At 39.3% G+C, this 20,406-nt stretch carries 19 protein-coding genes and 1 pseudogene; 19 read left to right on the top strand and 1 reads right to left on the bottom strand.

Annotated elements, in window-relative coordinates; genetic code table 11:
* Positions 1 to 28: 28 nt before the first annotated feature.
* Positions 29 to 175, bottom strand: a complete 147-nt coding sequence (locus Epro_RS07090; protein ID WP_158408994.1) for a hypothetical protein — start codon at positions 173 to 175, stop codon at positions 29 to 31.
* Positions 176 to 301: 126 nt separating this feature from the next.
* Between Epro_RS07090 and Epro_RS07055 the strand changes: the two genes are divergently transcribed.
* From Epro_RS07055 to Epro_RS03410, 19 genes and pseudogenes are all read left to right on the top strand, one after another.
* Positions 302 to 883, top strand: a complete 582-nt coding sequence (locus Epro_RS07055) for a hypothetical protein (RefSeq protein WP_144412038.1) — start codon at positions 302 to 304, stop codon at positions 881 to 883.
* Between the two features lie 342 nt (positions 884 to 1,225).
* Positions 1,226 to 1,909 (top strand): hypothetical protein, encoded by a 684-nt coding sequence (locus tag Epro_RS03495; RefSeq protein WP_052570606.1) that lies wholly within the window; start codon positions 1,226 to 1,228, stop codon positions 1,907 to 1,909.
* A 53-nt stretch (positions 1,910 to 1,962) separates the two neighbouring features.
* A complete protein-coding gene (locus Epro_RS03490; protein ID WP_052570605.1) occupies positions 1,963 to 2,733 on the top strand; it encodes a fimbrial biogenesis chaperone in 771 nt (256 codons plus the stop codon).
* A gap of 1 nt (position 2,734) precedes the next feature.
* Entirely contained in the window at positions 2,735 to 4,180 is a 1,446-nt protein-coding gene (locus Epro_RS03485) for a hypothetical protein (RefSeq protein WP_052570604.1), read from the top strand.
* A complete protein-coding gene (locus Epro_RS03480) occupies positions 4,173 to 5,345 on the top strand; it encodes a hypothetical protein (protein WP_052570603.1) in 1,173 nt (390 codons plus the stop codon). The genes Epro_RS03485 and Epro_RS03480 overlap by 8 nt, the downstream gene beginning before the upstream one ends.
* 3 nt (positions 5,346 to 5,348) lie before the next feature.
* Positions 5,349 to 6,515, top strand: coding sequence for a hypothetical protein (locus Epro_RS03475; protein ID WP_052570602.1), 1,167 nt, complete (start codon positions 5,349 to 5,351; stop codon positions 6,513 to 6,515).
* Between the two features lie 73 nt (positions 6,516 to 6,588).
* The gene (def, locus tag Epro_RS03470) at positions 6,589 to 7,095 is read left to right on the top strand and encodes a peptide deformylase (protein ID WP_052570601.1); all 507 of its coding nucleotides are present in this window, start codon (positions 6,589 to 6,591) and stop codon (positions 7,093 to 7,095) included.
* Entirely contained in the window at positions 7,092 to 8,057 is a 966-nt protein-coding gene (gene fmt, locus Epro_RS03465; RefSeq protein ID WP_052570600.1) for a methionyl-tRNA formyltransferase, read from the top strand. The genes def and fmt overlap by 4 nt, the downstream gene beginning before the upstream one ends.
* Positions 8,058 to 8,095: 38 nt before the next feature.
* Positions 8,096 to 8,413: a thioredoxin gene (gene trxA / locus Epro_RS03460; RefSeq protein WP_052570599.1), complete on the top strand. Its 318-nt coding sequence runs from the start codon at positions 8,096 to 8,098 to the stop codon at positions 8,411 to 8,413.
* A 4-nt stretch (positions 8,414 to 8,417) separates the two neighbouring features.
* Positions 8,418 to 9,350: a thioredoxin-disulfide reductase gene (gene trxB / locus Epro_RS03455; protein WP_202812864.1), complete on the top strand. Its 933-nt coding sequence runs from the start codon at positions 8,418 to 8,420 to the stop codon at positions 9,348 to 9,350.
* Positions 9,347 to 12,070, top strand: coding sequence for a DNA polymerase I (polA, locus tag Epro_RS03450; RefSeq protein WP_052570598.1), 2,724 nt, complete (start codon positions 9,347 to 9,349; stop codon positions 12,068 to 12,070). The genes trxB and polA overlap by 4 nt, the downstream gene beginning before the upstream one ends.
* The gene (gene coaE, locus Epro_RS03445; RefSeq protein WP_052570597.1) at positions 12,067 to 12,660 is read left to right on the top strand and encodes a dephospho-CoA kinase; all 594 of its coding nucleotides are present in this window, start codon (positions 12,067 to 12,069) and stop codon (positions 12,658 to 12,660) included. Before polA ends, coaE begins: the two co-directional genes overlap by 4 nt.
* A gap of 143 nt (positions 12,661 to 12,803) precedes the next feature.
* Positions 12,804 to 14,060 carry a transcription termination factor Rho gene (gene rho, locus Epro_RS03440; protein WP_052571573.1) on the top strand — a complete coding sequence of 419 codons (1,257 nt, stop codon included), beginning with the start codon at positions 12,804 to 12,806 and terminating at the stop codon, positions 14,058 to 14,060.
* A 75-nt stretch (positions 14,061 to 14,135) separates the two neighbouring features.
* A pseudogene (gene rpmE / locus Epro_RS07155) lies at positions 14,136 to 14,369 on the top strand (50S ribosomal protein L31); the annotation flags it as partial.
* Between the two features lie 200 nt (positions 14,370 to 14,569).
* Positions 14,570 to 15,640, top strand: a complete 1,071-nt coding sequence (prfA, locus tag Epro_RS03430) for a peptide chain release factor 1 (RefSeq protein WP_052570595.1) — start codon at positions 14,570 to 14,572, stop codon at positions 15,638 to 15,640.
* A 58-nt stretch (positions 15,641 to 15,698) separates the two neighbouring features.
* The gene (gene prmC, locus Epro_RS03425) at positions 15,699 to 16,541 is read left to right on the top strand and encodes a peptide chain release factor N(5)-glutamine methyltransferase (protein WP_052570594.1); all 843 of its coding nucleotides are present in this window, start codon (positions 15,699 to 15,701) and stop codon (positions 16,539 to 16,541) included.
* A gap of 1 nt (position 16,542) precedes the next feature.
* Positions 16,543 to 17,796 carry a UDP-N-acetylglucosamine 1-carboxyvinyltransferase gene (gene murA / locus Epro_RS03420; RefSeq protein WP_052570593.1) on the top strand — a complete coding sequence of 418 codons (1,254 nt, stop codon included), beginning with the start codon at positions 16,543 to 16,545 and terminating at the stop codon, positions 17,794 to 17,796.
* A 596-nt stretch (positions 17,797 to 18,392) separates the two neighbouring features.
* Positions 18,393 to 18,962, top strand: coding sequence for a Panacea domain-containing protein (locus tag Epro_RS03415; protein WP_052570592.1), 570 nt, complete (start codon positions 18,393 to 18,395; stop codon positions 18,960 to 18,962).
* Positions 18,962 to 19,345, top strand: coding sequence for a hypothetical protein (locus tag Epro_RS03410; RefSeq protein WP_052570590.1), 384 nt, complete (start codon positions 18,962 to 18,964; stop codon positions 19,343 to 19,345). Before Epro_RS03415 ends, Epro_RS03410 begins: the two co-directional genes overlap by 1 nt.
* Positions 19,346 to 20,406 lie beyond the last annotated feature (1,061 nt).

The following is a 20,406-nucleotide window of genomic DNA, read 5'->3' as shown; positions in this document are numbered from 1 at the left end:
TATTAGCTATTTTTATTTTGCTCTAAAATTATATCGTTTTTCTTTTTGGTTTGCCAAGACTTTTTTTGCTCTTACGAGTATGTTGAAATTCTTCCCGAACTCCGCCGCAAAGAACAAAAAAACGCGGTTTTGGGTTTTTCTTTTCTTTTTTATTAGCTGTTTTTGTATTTTTCATAGAAGTATTTTAACTTTCTTTTTTTATAATATCAAGCAGCATGCCGGGGCGCTTAATACCGACGAAGCCAATGCGGCGGCCGGCGAACTTATACGCAAAGCTTTAGACGGAGAAAAAATATATAAAGTGTCCGACATAGAGAAGATTGAAGAGAGAGAAAATTATTTTCGCAACTTGGAATGGATTGAAAATACTCTCGGTAAAGATTTTAACGAAGTTAAAGAACTTTTAAAAATGATTAACAAGCTGGAAAAAGCCGGCTTTAATGTAATAAATAAAAACGATATAGAATTTTTGGAAAATAAAATACAAGAAATAAGCGCGCTGAATTCCAAAACCGCAAAAAAAGACATAGAGCGCGCAAGGCAAGAAACCATAAGCTTTTTGCAAAACAAAGATATTAAAGAGCGCGACGCGCTTGTGCGCGAGATTATAAAATCGCAAGAAAAAGAAGATACTTTGCTGGCGATAAACGACGCGCTGGCAGAACTTGAAGACGTTTACGAAAACACTAACGACGGAAAAATTGAAAAAAGCAAATACGACCTGCCGAATACAGATTATAAACTTTTAAAAAAACGCATACTTCAGGCCGCGAAAGAAAATATTGAAAATGAAGGACAATCCGGACTTGCCGGATATCGCCGCGCGGCGCATGCGGCTATGGGGGCTATAAAACATTGTAGGAGGATAGGTAACGGCAAGTAACAAATAATAAGTAATAGGTAATAAACTGCAGAGGGTGAGTGTGCGACCAATAAGGAGCACGAGCCACGAACGGGCGCTTGTCCGGAAGATGTTAATCCAAAAACGAGCCTGCCCCGTAAGGTTGTAATACGGGGTGAGCGTACCGGAGCCCGATAGGGCAGGGTATTTGCTTTTTGTCTTTTTATGAAAAAATGCGATATTGCAAAAAACTGTAACTTTCTATATTTAATCGGCGTCTTACAATTGTATTGCGTAAATTACAAATATTTACTATAATTGCACAAGTTTGATTGATTGCAGTATGAAATCATAAAAAATAAAAAAATCACAAGGAGGAAGTAAATGCGTAAAATTTTAAGTTTTGCAGCGGCGGCGTTAATAGCTATAGCGGCTTCATCGGCGGCTTTTGCTATTTCGGGAGTCGGGTTTTCAACACAGACGGCAAGAGTGTCTTTTACCTCGGCAGGAGATTTTATTTGGGACGTAAGTTTGGTTAATGCAAACTTGTCTGCGGCTACGCAGATAACATGGACAGGCGTTACTCCGGGAATCACCAACTGGAAAAATGCGGATCAGTTTGTTAAGGTAAATTCCACAATGACTGACGCAAGAGCTAAAATCAGAATTTACAGCGACAACAAAAATGCAGCGGTACCGTTTAAGTATACAGGTCCTTTAACAACAAATATCGGCGGACTTGTAGGTTCTTCAACTACGGTGCAGCCGCCGCTTCCTGTAGGCTGGTCTGTTCAGGACACAACAAGCACGCAGCTTGTTAACCCTGAAGCGCAGACTTTAGGCGTATATTTGCTTGATCGTTCTAACAGCGATTTTGATACTGCGGCAAATAAAATATACTCATACGGGTTTTCTTCTTCGGGAGTTCGTTGGGGCGGAGATCCTACATCTGATGTAGGCGGTTCTCCAAGCGGAATTCACTACATTACTATCAGCTCAAAGTTTACAGGAGCAAGTACTCCCAACACTTACGGCACCAACATAATTTTTCAGGGACTTTTGGAATAACGCTTATAAATCCGGATAGGAGAAATTTTTCTCCTATCCGGAAAGTTTAAACAATGAAAAAAAGTTTATTTTCTGTTTTTATACTTTTATTTTTTGCATGCGTTTCTTACGCCGGTCTTATTGTGGACCCTGCGAGAATAGATATTGTTATGCTGCAAGAGCAATCATATAATAATCATTATGTTGTTACAAATGATAATGAAGAATCAATAGAAGTTACCATTACGGTGGATACGTGGAATAATTCGTCGGAAAATAAAGATGTTGATGTGTCAAGTTGGCTTGTTATAGGCAGTAAAAAAATAATTTTGGCTCCGCGTCAAAAAACTAATATTGCCTATATGGTGAAGTCCGGCAATTTGAAAGGTTCCGTATCGGCAATGGTGTCTTGGACTTACAGATCTCCCAAAGTTCAAGATATAAGCCTTATGACAAGTTTGCCTATTTATTTAACCATAGACGGAACGCAGAAAATAGACTTTGAAATATCGGAGCTTGCCGTGCGAAAACCTAACGCGCCGGCGGCAATGACGGACGCATCTGCGAAAGAGTCGCGAATTGTTTATACCGTTAAAAACAACGGCAACGTGCCGTTAAGAGTTAAAGGAACGGTAAAAATTTTAGACGGAAAAAACGTTGTTTACGAAGCGCAAATACAGGAACAAAATCCGGCTTACGCAGGTTCCGACAGGGCGTTTTTTGAAAGATTTCCGCAGTTAAAAAAAGGCAAATACATTCTGAATGTTTCTTTGAGCGCGTTGGATAAAACCGTTGAAAAAAGCGTTCAGATAAGAGTAAATAAATATGGGGAAGTAACAAACTAAAATGAGAAAGTTTTTTATAACATTATCCTTAATAGTTGTTGCAACCGCAAACGTCTTTGCTGCGCAAAGCGAAAATTACGGCAGTAACATATATGGCTTATTTTCGGAAAATTTTAACGGCGCTAAACTTAGCCTTTCCGCGTGGACAGGGCAATTAAACGCGGGAGCGCCTACCGAAACTCCTAATTTAGATGACCGCGACAGAGCTGAAGTATATGTGTTTGGAGGCGGCAGCGTATTTATGACTACCGTGGTTTATACTTCCGCTCATAATACGCTTGGAGGGCAGTCTCTTGATGGCATTTGGTTTTGGCGTATAATAGCTTCTACGGGAGGCAATACATGGGACGGGTTTAGCGTTACTCTCGTTAGCTCTTCATCTGTAACTCCCATACCTGACGCTCCAAGACTTATGAGTGCGTATAAAGACGGTTCTATAGAATTTTATGCAAGGAGCGCGCACCCTACAGTTGAAAATTTTAACGTAGGAATAACGCTTCTCTATAACGATTCAGTTTCTGTTGACTACGTGGATACTTTGGGCTCGTATGGTTTTACAGCAGACGGAACATGGCAAAAAGTTATATTTCCTTTAACGTCTGCCAATTTGGGCGCAACGGTGGACATGGATACATGGCGTATAAAAAATATTTTCGTGCTATTGAAAAACAATTCCACGGGCACTCTTGAAATAGACCAAATTATTTGGAAAAAAGCCTCTGCTCCCGTTACTTTTGATTTCAAATTAATGGATACGGCAACAGGTTTGGCAAGCGCAAACAGTTACATTTCTTGGAATGAAAATAAAATAGCTCAAGGCTGGCAGGTTTCAGATGAGTATCTTGAGCTTAATTTAGATAGTTTGCCTAATGATAATTCAAGCTGGGGAATTCAAATATACACAGATGCAACATCCTCTAACGCCCAAGCAAATCCAAAATATACAGGCGTGCTAAATTCATCAACCAATTTTGGTCTTATTTCTACGTCTGATACCACAAAAATGATTCCTATGGCATGGAGAGTTACTGATAAAGTATTGCCTTATGTAGGAACAAACAACGTTGCTATGGAAGATTATAACCAAACAAAAAATATATCTCTTTTTCTCGGCGGTTACGATGGACCTGACTATGTTGCTCCCGGATTATATGATTCAGGCAACCCGGGTACCGGTTCTCAATTTTATCATTGTTGGTTTTTTATGAAAGATAAATCGCAGTTTGGAATGGCTGCTGATGTTTATAACGGAATGGATTATTTAAGAGTTTGGGATAAACGCGGTTTTCATGCTGCTGCAGGAGAGACTTTTTATGGTATGTCGGCAGGCGGGATGCAAAATATGAGAATAGCTCCAAAATTATATTTTGCCGTAGATATGAATCAAGCATTTGCGCCGCAAACTTATGAAAATAACTCAATAATAATACAATTATTTTATGAATAAAATTTTAAGAAAATCACTACTTTTAACATTTGTTCTTACGGCGCTTTTTACGGCGGCAAATGCTTTTGCCGTTGTCGGGCAGGGCTTTTCTACCGTTACGGTTTCCATTATGTTTTTAAGTAGCGGCGCGCCTGTGTCCGCATCTACGGTAACAATTCAGCATGCGGCAATAGACAGAATTTCAGTCAATATGCGCGCGCTTGTTGCAACAGGAACCGTTCACATTGAAGGAAGCGCAAATCTTACAAATCTTGAACTTCAGTATTGGAGAGAAAAAGGCTCAAGCACTGAAACGGTAAACGTCAGATTTATAGATGTCGGCGGAAAAAATTATTCGTTTGTAACTCCGGCGGTTAATGTGCCGCAGCAAACGCCAGGAAATGAAGATGCCGTCCACTATAGAATTGTAGCGCAATCCGACAACGGGGAATACGGATATTATCCGTCGTCTTCCTCTTGGCAAAAAGCAGGGCTTCACGTTTCAACGTCTCACGTTATAGACGCTGCAGGCGGCAGAATTGTCCTTAACAGCGGGGATCAGGTAAAAGGTAATACTTCGTTATCGTTTCAAACAGGGGTGTTGTCCGGCGGGCAATCCTTCTCTATAGAAGAGTTATATTCCGACGGCACGCCGCTGTATTCTCTTGTGCCTGTTATAGCTTATAGATTTTTGCCGGTTACGTATTCCACGGCGGCAGCGGGTTCAACTATTACTATGTATTACGGACATTTGCCAAGCAATGCAAATAATATAAACGTTATGTATCACGACGGAGCATCGGCTCAGTGGCAGAACGTTGCAATTTTAAATAATAATACCGACGCAAAAACGGTTACGGTAAGTTTAGACCAAGTTCAGCGGCAGCTTGGATATTACGCCATAGTTAACGGGCAAAATGTATCCGATAACGATCACAGACCAACGCAGAGAGCGTTAATGCCGGGAGAAACAATATCGTTTAGAAATCTTCATTCCGGCGACAGCGTTACCATATTTAATATGAGGGCGAAAATTATAAGAACTCTTTCTAATATTGAAAGCGACGGGTCTATAATTTGGGACGGCAAAGATAGCGGCGGAAATTTTGTTGAAACGGGAACATATATATATCAAATGAAAGTAAACGGAAAAATTATAAGCGGAACGCTTGCCTTTATAAGATAAATTATGAAAAAGAGAATATTAATATCATTAGCTATAATTGCATTAACCGCCGCAAGCTCATGGGCGCTCTTTGATGTGCATTATTGGGGCGTTCGGGCGCTTGGCATGGGGGGGGCTTTCAGCTCTGTTTCCGGGGATATTAATTCTCAAATATATAATATTGCAGGAATTGCAAATATTAAAAACGCCGAAGTTACCGGCATGATGTCAAAACTTTTTTCGGGCATGGACGGAGTGGATTTAAACGACAATTACATAGGCGCAGCAATCCCCCTCGGAAAATCTATAGGCGTTATTGCCGCCGGCTGGGGGCATTTTTCAGATCCGAGTTTAAGAACCGAAGATACCGCTAATTTTGGTTTTGCAAGAACTCTTGACGATTTAATAGAAGCCGGCTGGGTAAGCGTTATGCTCGGCGTAAATTTAAAATATTTAAGCCATTCCACGGAATATAACGGAACTTTTGGCGCGGGGAAACTTTCAAAAAGCGCGTTTGCGTTTGACGCCGGCTTTATAGCAAAGTTTTCAAACGGAATATCTGTTGGTTACACCGGCAAATATTTGAATACTCCGGACATGGTATATTACAAACAGAACGGCGAAGATAAAGTAAGCAGAGTTGATCTTGCCGGAATATCTTACTACAGCGAAGAATTGCCTTTGCTTGGTCTTCCGAAATTTACAATAGCCGCGGATTATGAAATTAGAAAGGCCGATAACTATTTAATAGTCGGCGCGGAAACTAAAATTATAGACGGAGCTTTGGCTCTTCGCGCAGGCGGCTGGAGCCAGCAGGTTAATTTAGGATTGGGATACGAATTAAAAATAGGCGATAACGGCGCGGCTCTTTTAATAGATTACGCGTTTGGAATGCCTATAGATATGCAGGAAACTTACGGCTCGCACTATATAAGTTTAGGATACAAGTTCGGCTCGGCAGCCGGATTTGCTTCGGAATCTTCAGACGACAATTCAAAAGTTAAAAAGAAAAATAAAAAAGAGGAAGAATACGACCCTGCGGCATATTTGCTTGGCAATTCAGGTTCAAGTTCGGACAATTCCAATAATTCCGTTGAGGAAGTAAAACCGGCGCCGTCGCAAGCAGTTCAGGAAGATGATTCGGATTACGACCCTGCGGCGTATCTTTTGGGGCTTAGCGAAAATAAATAATAAAATATATTAATAAAAAAAGAACTTCAGAAAAATTTGAAGTTCTTTTTTTATTTGGTAAAATAATCACATTATGGCGAAATTAGAAATCAAAAAATACGGCGACGGCGTTTTAAGAAAAAAGAACGAGCCGGTAAGTAAAATAACCGACAAAGTAAAACAGCTTGCTTTGGACATGCTTGAAACTATGTATGCCGCCCCGGGAGTAGGCCTTGCCGCTCCGCAGGTGGGCGTTTCTTTGCGTATTTGCGTTATAGACGTAAATCCGGATAAAAACAATCCTATAGTTATGATAAATCCTGAAGTTACCAAAGGCGAAAATAAAATATCCGCCGAAGAAGGATGTTTGTCTTTTCCAGGGCTTTATGAAGAAGTGAAACGTTTTAAAAAAGTTAACGCCCAATTTACCGATATAAACGGCAAACCGCAGGAAATTAAAGCCGACGGCTTTCTCGCAAAAGCCATACAGCACGAAATAGACCACCTTGACGGCAAACTGTTTATAGATTATCTTCCCGAATGGAAAAGAAAATCCGTTGAAAAAGAAATAAAAAGAAGAAAAAAATCGGGGAACTGGTGAAAATATTATATTTCGGCACGGCGTCAATATCAAAATCTTTTCTTGAGGTTTTATTTAAAGATAAACATGAAATTTTTTGCGTTACCATGCCCGACAAGCCGGCTTTCAGAGGGCAGAAATTAACTCCTCCCGCCGTAAAATCTTTTGCGCTTGAAAAATGTTTGCAGATTATTCAACCTGAAAAATTTACCCAAGACGTGATTGATGAAATAAAAAATTTTAATGCGGACGCAGGCGTTGTTGTGGCTTACGGAAAACTTATACCGCGCGCTGTTTTTGATTTGCCTAAGTTTAAAACTTTTAATATACATTTTTCTCTTTTGCCCAAATATCGGGGAGCGGCGCCCGTTCAGTTTGCTGTGCTTAACGGAGAGAAAGAGACGGGAGTTTCTTCTTTTTACATAGAAGAAGCGCTTGACGCCGGAAAACTTTTGGTTCAAGAAAAATTGCCCGTAGATATAAAAGATACTTCGGAAAGTTTGTTTGCAAAACTTATTCCGCTTGGCATAGACGTTATGCGTGAAACTTTATCGCTTTTTGAGCAGGGTGAAACGCAAGGATACGCGCAGGAAGGAACGCCGACGTTTGCGCGCACTTTCAAAAAAGAAGACGGACTTTTAGACTGGAACAAAAGCGCTTTTGAAATTTATAATAAAATCCGCGCTTTCTATCCGTGGCCCGGAACTTTTTCCCTTGTTTCTCGCGGAAAACTTGAAGGTAAAAGAATAAAATTTATAGAAGTTGAAATTCTTGACGATAAGACGGAAAATTCCGATACCGGAAAAGTTTACTCCATTGAAAAAAACGCAGGTTTTACGGTTTTGTGCAAGACGGGCAAAATACTTGTAAAAAAAGTTCAGCCCGATAATAAACCGGTTATGAGCGCGTGGGGTTTCCTACAAAGCGGGCAGCTTGCCGAAGGCGATTTTTTCGGCGGTTTGACCGTTTTGCGGCATAAATAGTATAATTGAAACAAAAATAAAATATTTACGGAGGCATTATGGCATTAGAAATTTCCGAGAGCAATTTTGCAAAAGAAGTTTTAGAGTCCGACAAGCCGGTTCTTGTAGATTTTTGGGCGCCGTGGTGCGGACCTTGCAAGATGCTTACTCCCGTTATAGAAGAACTTGCCGGCGAATACGAGGGAAAAGTTAAAGTGGGAAAACTTAACACCGACGAAAATATAGAGATTGCGTCAAAATTTCAGATAACTTCAATACCATGCCTTATTTTATTTAAAGGCGGAACGCCGGTGCAGAAAATAGTCGGCTTCAGACCGAAAAACGATATAAAAAAAATTATAGAAGAGAATATTTAAAACCGTGGATAAAATAATATACGATGCAATTATTATAGGCGGCGGCCCGGCGGGAATGACTGCCGCCATTTATACCGCAAGAGCAAGGCTTAACACTTTGCTTATTGAAAAATCAGGCTGCGGCGGGCAGATGGCTGTTACGGATTTACTTGAAAACTACCCCGGCTTTAACGGCGGAATTAACGGCTTTGAATTAGGCACAAAACTTGAGGCTCAGGTAAAAGATTTCGGCGCGCAAATAGTTTACGATGAGGTTGAAAGCATTTCCGAAGGCAATATAAAAACAGTTAAAACTCCAAACGCCGCGTATCAGGCAAAAACCGTTATTATTGCTGCCGGAACAAAAGTTAAAAATCTCGGCGTTAAAGGCGAAGAAAAATTTATCGGAAACGGAATTTCTTTTTGCGCCGTTTGCGACGCGCCGTTTTACAAAAATAAAGACGTTTTGGTTGTTGGCGGCGGAGATTCTGCCGTTCAAGAGGCTATTTATCTTGCAAAGTTTGCAAAAAACGTTACAATAATTCACAGAAGAGACGAGTTGAGAGCCGCAAAAATTCTTCGGGAAAGAATGCTGTCATATAAAAATATATCGGTTATGTATAATACTGTCGCGGACAATATTACGGGTTCTGAAAAAATAGAAAAAGTTACGGTTTCAAACGTTAAAACAAAAGAGCAAAAAGATTTAAAAGTTGACGGTATTTTTGTTTTTGTGGGGCTTCTTCCAAACACTACTTTCAGTTCTAACGTTGCGCTTGACGCGCTGGGCTACATAATTACCGACGAGAATATGAAAACTTCAATACCCGGAATTTTTGCCGCAGGCGACATAAGAAAAAAACAGTTAAGACAGGTTGTTACCGCCGCTTCAGACGGCGCGCAGGCCGCCATAAGCGCGCAGCATTATATTGAAGAAAACGAAAAATTGTTTATATGAAAAAATTTTACATAATAGACGGAAACGCTTACATTCACAGAGCTTATCACGCACTGCCTCCTCTTACTACGTCAAATAATCAGCAAGTTAACGCGGTTTACGGTTTTATAAAACTTTTGCTTAAAATAAAAAATACTTTTAAGCCCGGTTTTATTGCCGTAAGTTTTGATTATCCGGCAAAAAATTTCCGACATAATGTTTACGCGCAATATAAAGCCAATAGAAAACCCATAGACGACGCTCTTATAAGCCAAATGCCTATAGCCAGAGAGGCGGTTGAGGCGTTAAACATTGCAAAAATAGAAGTTGAAGGTTACGAAGCCGACGATATAATAGCCACTCTTGCCGATAAAAATAAAAAAGAAAAAATAGAAACCGTAATAGTTACGGGCGATAAAGATATTTTACAGCTTGTTGAAGACGACGACGTTTTGGTTTGGAACGAATCAAAAGACATAATGTTCGGCGAAAAAGAAGTGGAAGATAAATTCGGAGTTAAACCGGAAAGTCTTCTTGACGTTTTTGCTCTTATGGGCGATGTGTCGGACAATATTCCGGGCGTTAAAGGCATAGGCGAAAAAACCGCTGTAAAACTTATTAAAGAGTTTGGAACTCTTGAAAACGCTCTTGAAAACTCAGATAAAGTGCCGGGCAACTCCGGAAAGCTTCTGCAAGCGGGCAAAGACGCGGCGTTGATGAGCAAACATCTTGCGGCGCTTGATAAAAACGTGCCGTTAAAATACGATCTCAAAGATTTTGCGTGTAAAGATATTGATAAAGAAAAAGCCGTTCCTTTTTTTGAAAAATACGAGTTTAACAGTTTTTTAAAACAGCTGGAATCCGACGCAGCGCAGGAAGAACCAGAGCAGCCGCAGGAAAATGCTATTAAAGAAATTCCCAATGTCAGTGTTAAAATTAATTTGCCGGAATTTAAGTCTGTAATTATAGACACAATTGACGCCGCCGCAGAGGTTGCCGAGAAAATAAAAGACAATAAAATTTTCTCTATAAAAACCGTTACGGTATCGGAAGATTCTTTAAAAACGCAGATAGTAGGCGTTTCTTTTTGCGACGGGCAAACGTCTTATTATTTCCCGCTTGCTCATAATGAGCTTACGGCAAAACAGTTAAGCTTTGAAGAATTTAAAAATATTTTTAAGGAAGTTTTAACCTCTGAAAATATAAAAATAACGGGTCACGATTTAAAACGCGAAAGAAATATATATATAATGTCAGGCATTGTTTTAGGGAGTATATACGCCGACGTAATGCTTGCTTCGTATTGTTTAAATCCGGCGGCGTCCCACGATATTTCCGACATGTCGCAAGAGTATTGTAATTTTGAAGCCGGAAACGAAGCGTATTTGGGGAAAGCTTCAAAAAGAATTTCTTTTGCGGATTCGCATATTTCAGACACTGCCGTTTACGCAAACTCCGTATCGTTTGCGTCGTATTTTATCTGGAAAAAATTTGAAGAAGAAATAAATAATCTTAATTTATCAAAACTTTTTTTTGACGTAGAAATGCCGCTTGTTGAAGTTCTTTCCGAAATGGAAATAGCCGGAATAAAAGTAGATACGGTTTTTTTAAAGAAATTTAACGAAGTAATAGTTGCGCAAATGAGAAGCGCCGAAAATAAAATTTACTTGGCGGCAGGTAAAGAGTTTAATATAAACTCTCCAAAGCAGCTTGCCGATATAATGTTTGTAAAATTAAATCTTCCCGTTGTAAAAAAAACAAAAACAGGATACTCCACCGACGAATCCGTTTTAACGGAACTCTCGTCGTATGAATTTCCGGCCGACGTTTTAAAATACCGAGAACTGCAAAAAATAAAAAGCACTTACATAGACCCCATATCAAATTATTGCGTTTATTACGGCGACAGAATACACACTATCTTTAATCAGGCTGTTACCACAACGGGAAGACTTTCGTCAACGGAACCGAATTTGCAAAATATTCCGATAAAATCCGCATACGGAAGAGAGTTTAGAAAAGCGTTTATCCCCGAAAAAAATAAAATATTTATTTCCGCGGATTATTCCCAGATAGATTTAAGAGTGTTGGCGCATATTTCCGGCGACGAAAAACTTATTAAAGCTTTCAAAGACGGGCAAGATATTCACAGCGCTACCGCAAGGGAAGTGTTTAACGTGCCTGCCGGCGAACCTGTTGCGGACAACTTAAGAAGCGCCGCTAAAGCAATAAACTTCGGAATAGTTTACGGCATGTCGCCTTTCGGGCTTTCAAAACAATTAAATATTTCTTTCGGCGAAGCTAAAAAATATATTGACGGATATTTTGACAGATATAAAGGCGTTAAGAAGTGGATGCGCGCCGTTGTGCAGCAGGGAAAAAGCGACGGTTTTGTGTGCACAATTACGGGCAGAGTAAGATTTCTTCCGCAATTGCGGTCTTTAGACAATACCGCGCGCATGTCCGGCGAACGCATGGCGCTAAATACGCCCGTTCAGGGTTCTTCCGCGGATATAATTAAAATTGCGATGATAAATATACACAACGAAATTAAACGCAGGCAATATAACGCGCTTATGCTTCTTCAGGTTCACGACGATCTGCTTTTTGAAGTTGATGAAACTATAAAAGACGAGTTTTCCGAGTTTATAAAAAAACATATGGAAAACGCGGTAATGCTTAACGTTCCTCTTGTTGTAGATGTTAAAACCGGCGGCAACTGGGGAGAAATGAAGAAATGATTATAGGTTTAACCGGAACAATTGCGTCGGGCAAAAGCGAAAGCGCAAAAATTTTTGCAAACCTTGGCGCTTACTGCATAGACGCGGATAAAATATCGCGCAAACTTTCCGCAAAAGGAACGCCGGCTTTAAAAGAAATCTCAAAAACTTTCGGCAAAGAAGTTTTGAAAAAAGACGGAACGCTTAATAGGAAAAAACTTGCAGGTATAATTTTTGCAAATAAAGCGGCAAAAAATAAATTGGAAAAAATTCTTCACGCAAAAATAATCGCCGAAATAAAAGCGATTGCTTTCAAAAAAGTTAAAACGCGTATTGTTGTTATAAACGCGCCCCTTCTTTTTGAGACGGGTTTAAATAAAATATGCGATATAACCGCGGTAGTTTGGTCTCCCTGCGATGTTTTGGAAAAACGTCTTGCCAAAAGAGACGGGTTAAACAAAAAACAAATCTATGAAAGAATTGCATCGCAGCTTTCTTTTGAAAAAAAAGCCGAAAAAGCGGATTTTATTATAGACAACTGCGGCGCAAAAGCGCAGCTGGTAAAAAACGTAGCGGCGCTGTATTTCCTCTTGACAAAAATTAAACAATAGTATAGAATTTAACAACTTGTTAACATCTAATCTCGAAAAATCCCTAATGAAATCAAATCAAAGGTCAACCCTTAAAAACAATCAATGAACAATTCTTTCTTGACGCATAACTTCTGGAGGAGTTAATGGAAAAAGAAAAATCCATGGACATTACCGTTTTGTCAAAACGCACCATGTCGGATTTGACAAAACTTGCAAAAGATTTAAAGCTTGACTCCGTAGCGGGCTTAAGAAAACAGGAGCTTATTGCAAAAATTCTTGAAGCCCAGACAAAAGAAAATAATCTTGTTTACGACGAAGGCGTTTTGGAAATTCTTCCCGACGGCTTCGGTTTTTTACGTTCGCCCGATTACAACTATTTGCCGGGTCCGGACGATATTTATATTTCTCCGTCGCAAATTAAAAAATTTGCTTTAAGAAAAGGCGATACCGTAGCCGGTTACGTTCGCCCTCCCAAGGAGCAGGAAAGATTTTTCGCCTTGCTTCAGGTTAAATCCGTAAACGGACAGGAAAAACTTGAAAATATCAGAGAGCGTCCGCTTTTTGACAATTTAACGCCTCTGTATCCTAATAAAAAAATAGTTTTGGAAACTACGCAGAGAGAAGTGTCAACAAGAATTATAGATATGCTTGTGCCTATAGGTAAAGGGCAAAGAGTTTTAATAAACGCCCAGCCCCGCACGGGAAAAACGGTTTTGCTTCAAAAAATTGCAAACGCAATAACGGAAAATAATCCGGATATAGTTTTAATGGTTCTTTTAATTGACGAGCGCCCCGAAGAAGTTACCGACATGCAGCGTTCGGTAAAAGGAGAAGTTGTTTCTTCTACTTTTGACGAACCGTCGGACAGACATATTCAGGTTGCCGAAATGGTTATAGAAAAAGCTAAAAGAATTGTTGAAAACGGCAAAGATGTCGTTGTGCTTTTAGATTCAATAACAAGGCTCGCAAGAGCTTACAACACTGCAATACCGTCAAGCGGCAGAGTTTTGTCGGGCGGTTTAGATTCAAACGCGCTTCAAAGACCTAAAAGATTTTTCGGCGCCGCAAGAAATATTGAAGAAGGCGGCAGCCTTACAATTATCGGCACCGCGCTTGTTGAAACCGGCAGCCGCATGGACGACGTAATATTTGAAGAGTTTAAGGGAACCGGCAACTGCGAAATTTACCTTGACAGAAAACTTGCGGACAGAAGAGTTTTCCCCGCCATAGATTTACTGCGTTCGGGCACCAGAAAAGAAGAACTTCTCTTAAGCGACGACGAAAAGAACAAAATGTGGATTTTAAGAAAATGGATGAACTCTATGAACTCCATAGAAGTTATGGAAGAGCTCTCAAAACGCCTGCTTACTTCAAAATCCAACAAAGATTTTCTCAAGCAGATGGAGTTAGGGGTATAATAGTTAAAAGTTGACTAAAATCCTTTAATAATGTATAATCTTCAAGCATTTTTATAAAAAAGGAGAAGTTTAGAAATGAAAGAAGGAATTCACCCAAACTATCAGGAAAGCACAGTATCTTGTGCGTGCGGATATACTTTTAAAACGCGTTCAACAAAACCCGTTATTAAGCTTGAAATATGTTCTAACTGCCACCCGTTTTTTACCGGTAAGCAGAAGCTTATAGATACTGCGGGACGAGTTGAGAAGTTCCAGAAACGTTTTGCAAAAACAGAAGGCAAGACTGTAGTAAAGAAGAAAGTTGTAAAGAAAGCTGCGGTTGCGAAGAAAACTCTCGGAAAAATTCTTACGACTTCGCCGAAAAAAGCAAAACCTGCGGCAAAGAAAGAAGAAAAAGCAAAGAAATAAATAAGAAAAAATATATGATGACAGAACCGTTGTAAAAGACGGTTCTGTCATATTTTTTTGACGGTTCCGCAATAGCAAAGTAATCAAATCGGATATAAATTATGTTTTTAGAAAAATTAAAATCATTAAACGAACAGTTTAAAGAAGTTGAAGCTAAACTTGGCGATTCGTCCGTAGTTACAAAACAAGACGAATACCGCGAGCTTACAAAACAGCATTCTTATCTTCTTCCTTTGTCGGAAAAATATATTCAGTATTCCAAACTTCTAACCGAAATAAAAGACGCCGAAGAGTTAAAAAAATCCGATGATGCCGAAATAAAAGAGATGGCGTCGGCGGAGTATGACGATTTGGTAAAGAAAAAAGATTTAATAGAATCCGAAATTAAAGTTTTGCTTATACCGCCTGACCCTCACGAAAATAAAAATATTATTCTTGAAATTCGCGCAGGTACCGGCGGGGATGAAGCCGCTCTTTTTGTGGGCGATTTGTACAGAATGTACACAAGGTTTGCCGAAAGAAACGGCTGGAAGCATGAAGTTATAGATTCAAACCCTACGGGGCTTGGCGGATATAAAGAAGTTGTTTTTGAAGTTAACGGCGACAGAGTTTGGCGCTATTATAAATTTGAAAGAGGCGCGCACAGAGTTCAGCGCGTTCCGGAAACAGAAGCTTCCGGCAGAGTTCATACGTCTGCCGTTACCGTTGCAGTGCTTCCCGAAGCGCAAGAGGTGGATCTTGAAATAAAAATGGACGAGCTGCGCATTGATACTTACAGAGCTTCGGGCGCGGGCGGTCAGCACGTAAATAAAACGGATTCCGCAATCCGCATAACGCATTTGCCTACAGGGCTTGTTGTTGCCTGTCAAGACGAGAGAAGCCAAATAAAAAACAGAGCCAAAGCTTTTAAAGTTTTAAGAGCAAAACTTTACGAACAAAAAGTTCTTGAGCACGAAAAAATGCTTTCCGACGAAAGAAAAGCGCAGGTAGGCACCGGCGACAGATCCGAAAAAATAAGAACTTATAACTTTCCTCAAAACAGAATAACAGACCACAGAATAGGCTACAGCGTCTATAACATCAGCGAAGTTATGGACGGCGATTTAGCGGAACTTGTAAACAAACTTATAGAGGCTGATACGCAAGCAAAGTTAAAAGCGGATAAAGTTTAGTTTGTTATACCCTCGCCGCTTGCGGGAGAGGGACTTGCAAAGCAAGAGGGCAAGGGGTATGCAGTTAAAAACTACAAATATCTTTTCTCTTCTTCAAAGCGCTCAAAAGTTTTTAGAATCTTTTAATTTAGCGCAAGCAAAATCCGACGCTGAAGTTCTTTTAAGCGCGGTATTAAAAGTTAAAAGATCAAAACTTCCTCTCATAAGAAATAATAACCTTTCCGAAACTGAAATCTCGCTTTATGAAGAATATATTTTAAGACGTTCAAAAAGAGAACCCGCGGCTTACATTACGGGTTTTTGCGGTTTTATGCAGTATGAGTTTAAAGTAAATAAAAACGTTTTAATTCCCCGTGCCGAAACCGAACTTTTGGTTGAAGAGGTTTTAAAAATAGACGGCAAAAAAATAGTTTTGGATTTATGCGCCGGTTCGGGCTGCATAGCGGTAAGTTTGGCAAAATCCGGAAAATTTGAAAAAATTACGGCGGCAGACATCAGCAAAAATGCTTTGGAAATTGCCAAAGAAAACGCAATTTATAACCGCGCGCCGAACACGGAATTTATTTTAAGCGATATGTTTGAAAGTTTGAAAGACAAGAAATTTGATATAATTGTTTCCAATCCTCCATATGTGTCGGAAACAGAGTATAAAACTTTAGAGCCGGAATTAAAATACGAACCGAAAACAGCTTTAACGGCAGACGAAGACGGATTGTTTTTTTACAAAAAAATTGCAGCCGAATCCGCCAAATATTTAAACGGCGGCGGATTAATATTTCTTGAATTAAACGCCAATAAAGCCGGAGAAATAAAAAATATATTTCAAAACAAAGGTTTTAAAAATATAGAAATTCTTAAAGATTACTCAAATCTTTCAAGAATACTTAAAGCGGGAATTTAAAATGGATAAAATAATAATTACCGGCGGGAAAAAATTAAAAGGAAGCGTGAAAGTTTCTGGTTCTAAAAATTCTGCGCTGCCTATTCTTTTTGCGACTCTTCTTACCGATGACCCCGTTACAATTTCCAACGTTCCGTCGCTTGCGGATATTGACGCCACGGTTGCGTTTTTAAATTTTATCGGCAAAAAAACCGTCAAAAAAGGAAATACGGTAACGGCGTATAAATCAAATAAATATAAACATATAGCTCCTTACGATTTAGTTCGCAAAATGCGCGCAAGCGTTTTAATAATGGGTCCGCTTCTTGCCCGTCTTGGGAAAGTTGACGTTTCTCTTCCCGGGGGCTGCGCTATAGGCGCAAGACCTATAGACATACATTTGGAAGCTTTCGGCAAACTCGGCGCAAACATTGAAGTTGAAAACGGATACGTTAAAACGTCGTCGCAGGGAAGGCTTAAAGGCGCAAATATAAATTTCAGATTTCCAAGCGTTGGAGCCACGGAAAATATAATGATTGCCGCAGTTCTTGCCCGCGGGAAAACAAAAATTATAAACGCCGCAAAAGAGCCGGAAATAAAAGATTTGGCCGATTTTTTAAATAAGATGGGCGCAAAAGTAAAAGGCGCGGGAACGAAAAATATAACTATAGAAGGCGTTACAAAACTGCACGGGACAACTCATAAAGTTATTGCCGACAGAATTGAAGCCGCAACGTATTTGATTGCCGCCGCTATAACTAAAGGCGAGGTTCTTCTTAAAGACGCGGCGCCCAAAGATTTAAAGGCAATAACCGCAAAACTAAAAAAAGCCGGACTGAAAATAACCGAAACTAAAAATTCCATATCCGCAAAATGGGTAAAAAATTTAAAACCGCAAAACGCGCGCACTGCAGTTTATCCGGGTTTTCCTACGGACGTTCAGGCGCAATGGATGGCTTTAATGTCTCTTGTGAAAGGTAAAAGTAAAATAGAAGAGACGGTTTTTGAAAACAGATTTTTGCATGTTGCAGAGCTTCGAAGGCTTGGCGCAAATTTAACCGTTGACGGTAAAACGGTGCATATAACAGGCGTTGAAAAACTTTCCGCAGCCCCCGTAATGGTTTCGGATTTGCGCGCCGGAGCGGCTTTGGTTCTTGCGGCTTTGGCGGCAAACGGCAAAAGCACGGTTTCAAGAATTTATCATTTAGACCGCGGCTACGAACTTTTAGAAAAAAAATTAAGAACCCTCGGCGCCAACATAAAACGACAAAGCTAACACAAAGGCAGAGGGCAAGAAGATAAGTAACAGGTAATAAGTAATAAGTAAGAAGGAGCAAGGAGCAAGGAGCAAGGAGCAAGGAGCAAGGAGCAAGGAGCAAGGAGTAAGGAGTAAGGAACAAAATATTATGAGCTGTCTTTTTTCCCTCGCCCCTTGCGGGAGAGGGTAGGGTGAGGGGTATGTAGTTCACCAAAAATAATTATTCAAAAATAGAGGGTAAGATGGTAAGAGGTTGAGAAGGTGGGGAGGTAAGCAGCGCCTTTTTGAGTTTTTACTTACCATCTTATCCTCCTATCTTCTCACCCTCTGCCTTCTGTGTCGTTAATTCCTCTTTTGAAAAAAATAGAAGACAAGTAAAATCTAAAAAGAAGCTGTTTATTATCCTATCTTCCTGAAGGCAAGTAACAACGGCAAAGAAAAATCAGCCAAAAAATGAACTTGAATTAACAGGTTGAGCCAAAAATTTGACAGTTCTGTTTATTTTGGTTATAATAAAATCACAATAAAAAAAGACAACGAACAAGAGGATTGAGTTAATAATCAATTCAGTCTCTCTTTTTCTATTTAAGTAATTCTTGTAAATGGAGCTCAAAATGAATTTCAAAAAACTTATGCAGATTGTAAATTACATTCTTGCAAAGTATAACTATGAGCTTAACTACACAAAGCTCATTAAGTTGCTTTACATTGCAGACAGAGAGTGTCTTTTAAAGTATGATTTTGCAATATCGGGCGATAGCTATTGCTCTATGCCTCAGGGACCCGTGTTATCAAATTTGTATGATTTCATTCGCAACATTAATTATCCTAAGCCGGAGCAGATAGAGTTTAATAGCGCTTTTTATAAAAACGGTTATCACTTAATTTCGCGATTGGAAAACAAATGCGTATATGATGAACTTTGTGATGCCGAAATCTCTATTCTTGATGATGTTGATGCCAAGTATCACGATAAAGATTGGACATATCTTGTAGATAATATCGTGCATAAGTTTCCTGAATGGGATAAGAATGCAAGTAATTTTAATACTTCGTATCCATTACCTAAACAAGTAATATTGCGCAATTTGAATAAAACAGAAAAAGAAATAAAAGCAATCATAGAAACAGAAGAAAGCCTTTCGCAAGTTGAGGAAAATCTCAAAGCAAAAGGTTTGGTATAATGAAAAGCGCTATCGTTAAGGGCAAAGCCTTTTGGGAAGTAGATAGATCAGGAGTAAAACATCTTTACTTCGTATTATCTGAACCAAATATAGACGATAGAGTATTGGTTGTGAATATTACAGATGCTTCAGGTGTTCCTGCCGGCAGGGATAAATCCTGTGTTTTGAATCTCGGAGAACATCCGGCTATAACTAAAAAATCAGTAGCTTATTATTTTAGAGCAATTGAATTAAATGCATCTGCAATCATTTCAGAAATAAATAAAAAAGGAATAAATCAAGTTGAAGACCTGTCTGAATCAACTCTCAAAAAAATACAAGATGGTGCAAAAAGAAGCCCACTCCTGCCAAATAAACTCAAAAAATATTTTGATAATTTCTAAAAATATAGCTCAACTTTTGCAAAAATAGAGGGTAAATAGATGGTAAGAGGTTGAGAAGGTGGGAAGGTAAGCAACGTCTTTTTGAGTCTTTACTTACCATCTTGCCCTCTTATCTTCCTGTCCTCTTGGTGGGCGGGGTATTTTTTTGTTGACAAATAGGTGTTTTTAATATATACTTTGCGAAGTAAAACATGACCGAAAAAATATTCGGGGGGGGGTATAAATGTATCCCTTAATTTTAATGTGTAAAAAAAGAGCCTCGCGATAAAATATCGGCGCGGTTATTTTTTGTTTTTATAATTAAATAGTGTTAATTAACTTAATCTTATTATGAAGAAGCGCTTGAGAAAAACAATGAAAACACAACACAACACAACACAACACAACACAACACAACACAACACAACACAACACAACACAACACAACACAACACAACACAACACAACACAACACAACACAACACAACACAACACAACACAACAACTATCCCCTATGTGTGCTCGTAAATTATTATCTTTACAATTTAATAAGGCAAGGCAAAATAATAAAAAAACAACTACAATTTTCATGCGGTTGTTTTTCTTTATGTATAAAGTAAGAAATAAAAATATAATTTCAAGGGTGAAAAAATGAAAACCATTTTTAAGCTGTGCTTATGTTTGTTAACGTTGTTGGCGCATAAGTGTGGTTGCAATAATAAAGGCAAGCGCGTGTTGCCGGCGGCGGCTGCGCTGAAGGGTTTGCCGTTGTGCGCAGTGACAGATAAAAACAAATACCCCGTCCGCTTCGCGTCCACCCCTTTTGCAAAAGGGGAATTAACGGCTTATCTTCTTAATCTTTTACCATCTATTTTTTCAAAAGGGGAATTAACGGCTTGCCCTCTTAGCCCAAACACTAAAACCTCGGTGGTATCGCCTTTTACAAAAGGGGAATTAACGGCTTATCTTCTTAATCTCTTACCATCTATTTTTTCAAAAAGGGAATTAACGGCTTACCCTTTTAGACTTTTAGCTTCTTTTTGCTTTTTCTTTTTACTTGTTTTTGCGGGGGCGCCAAAAGT

It is taken from the genome of Endomicrobium proavitum (assembly GCF_001027545.1).
GTDB lineage: Bacteria > Elusimicrobiota > Endomicrobiia > Endomicrobiales > Endomicrobiaceae > Endomicrobium > Endomicrobium proavitum.
This window is presented reverse-complemented; position numbering and strand designations above follow the sequence as displayed.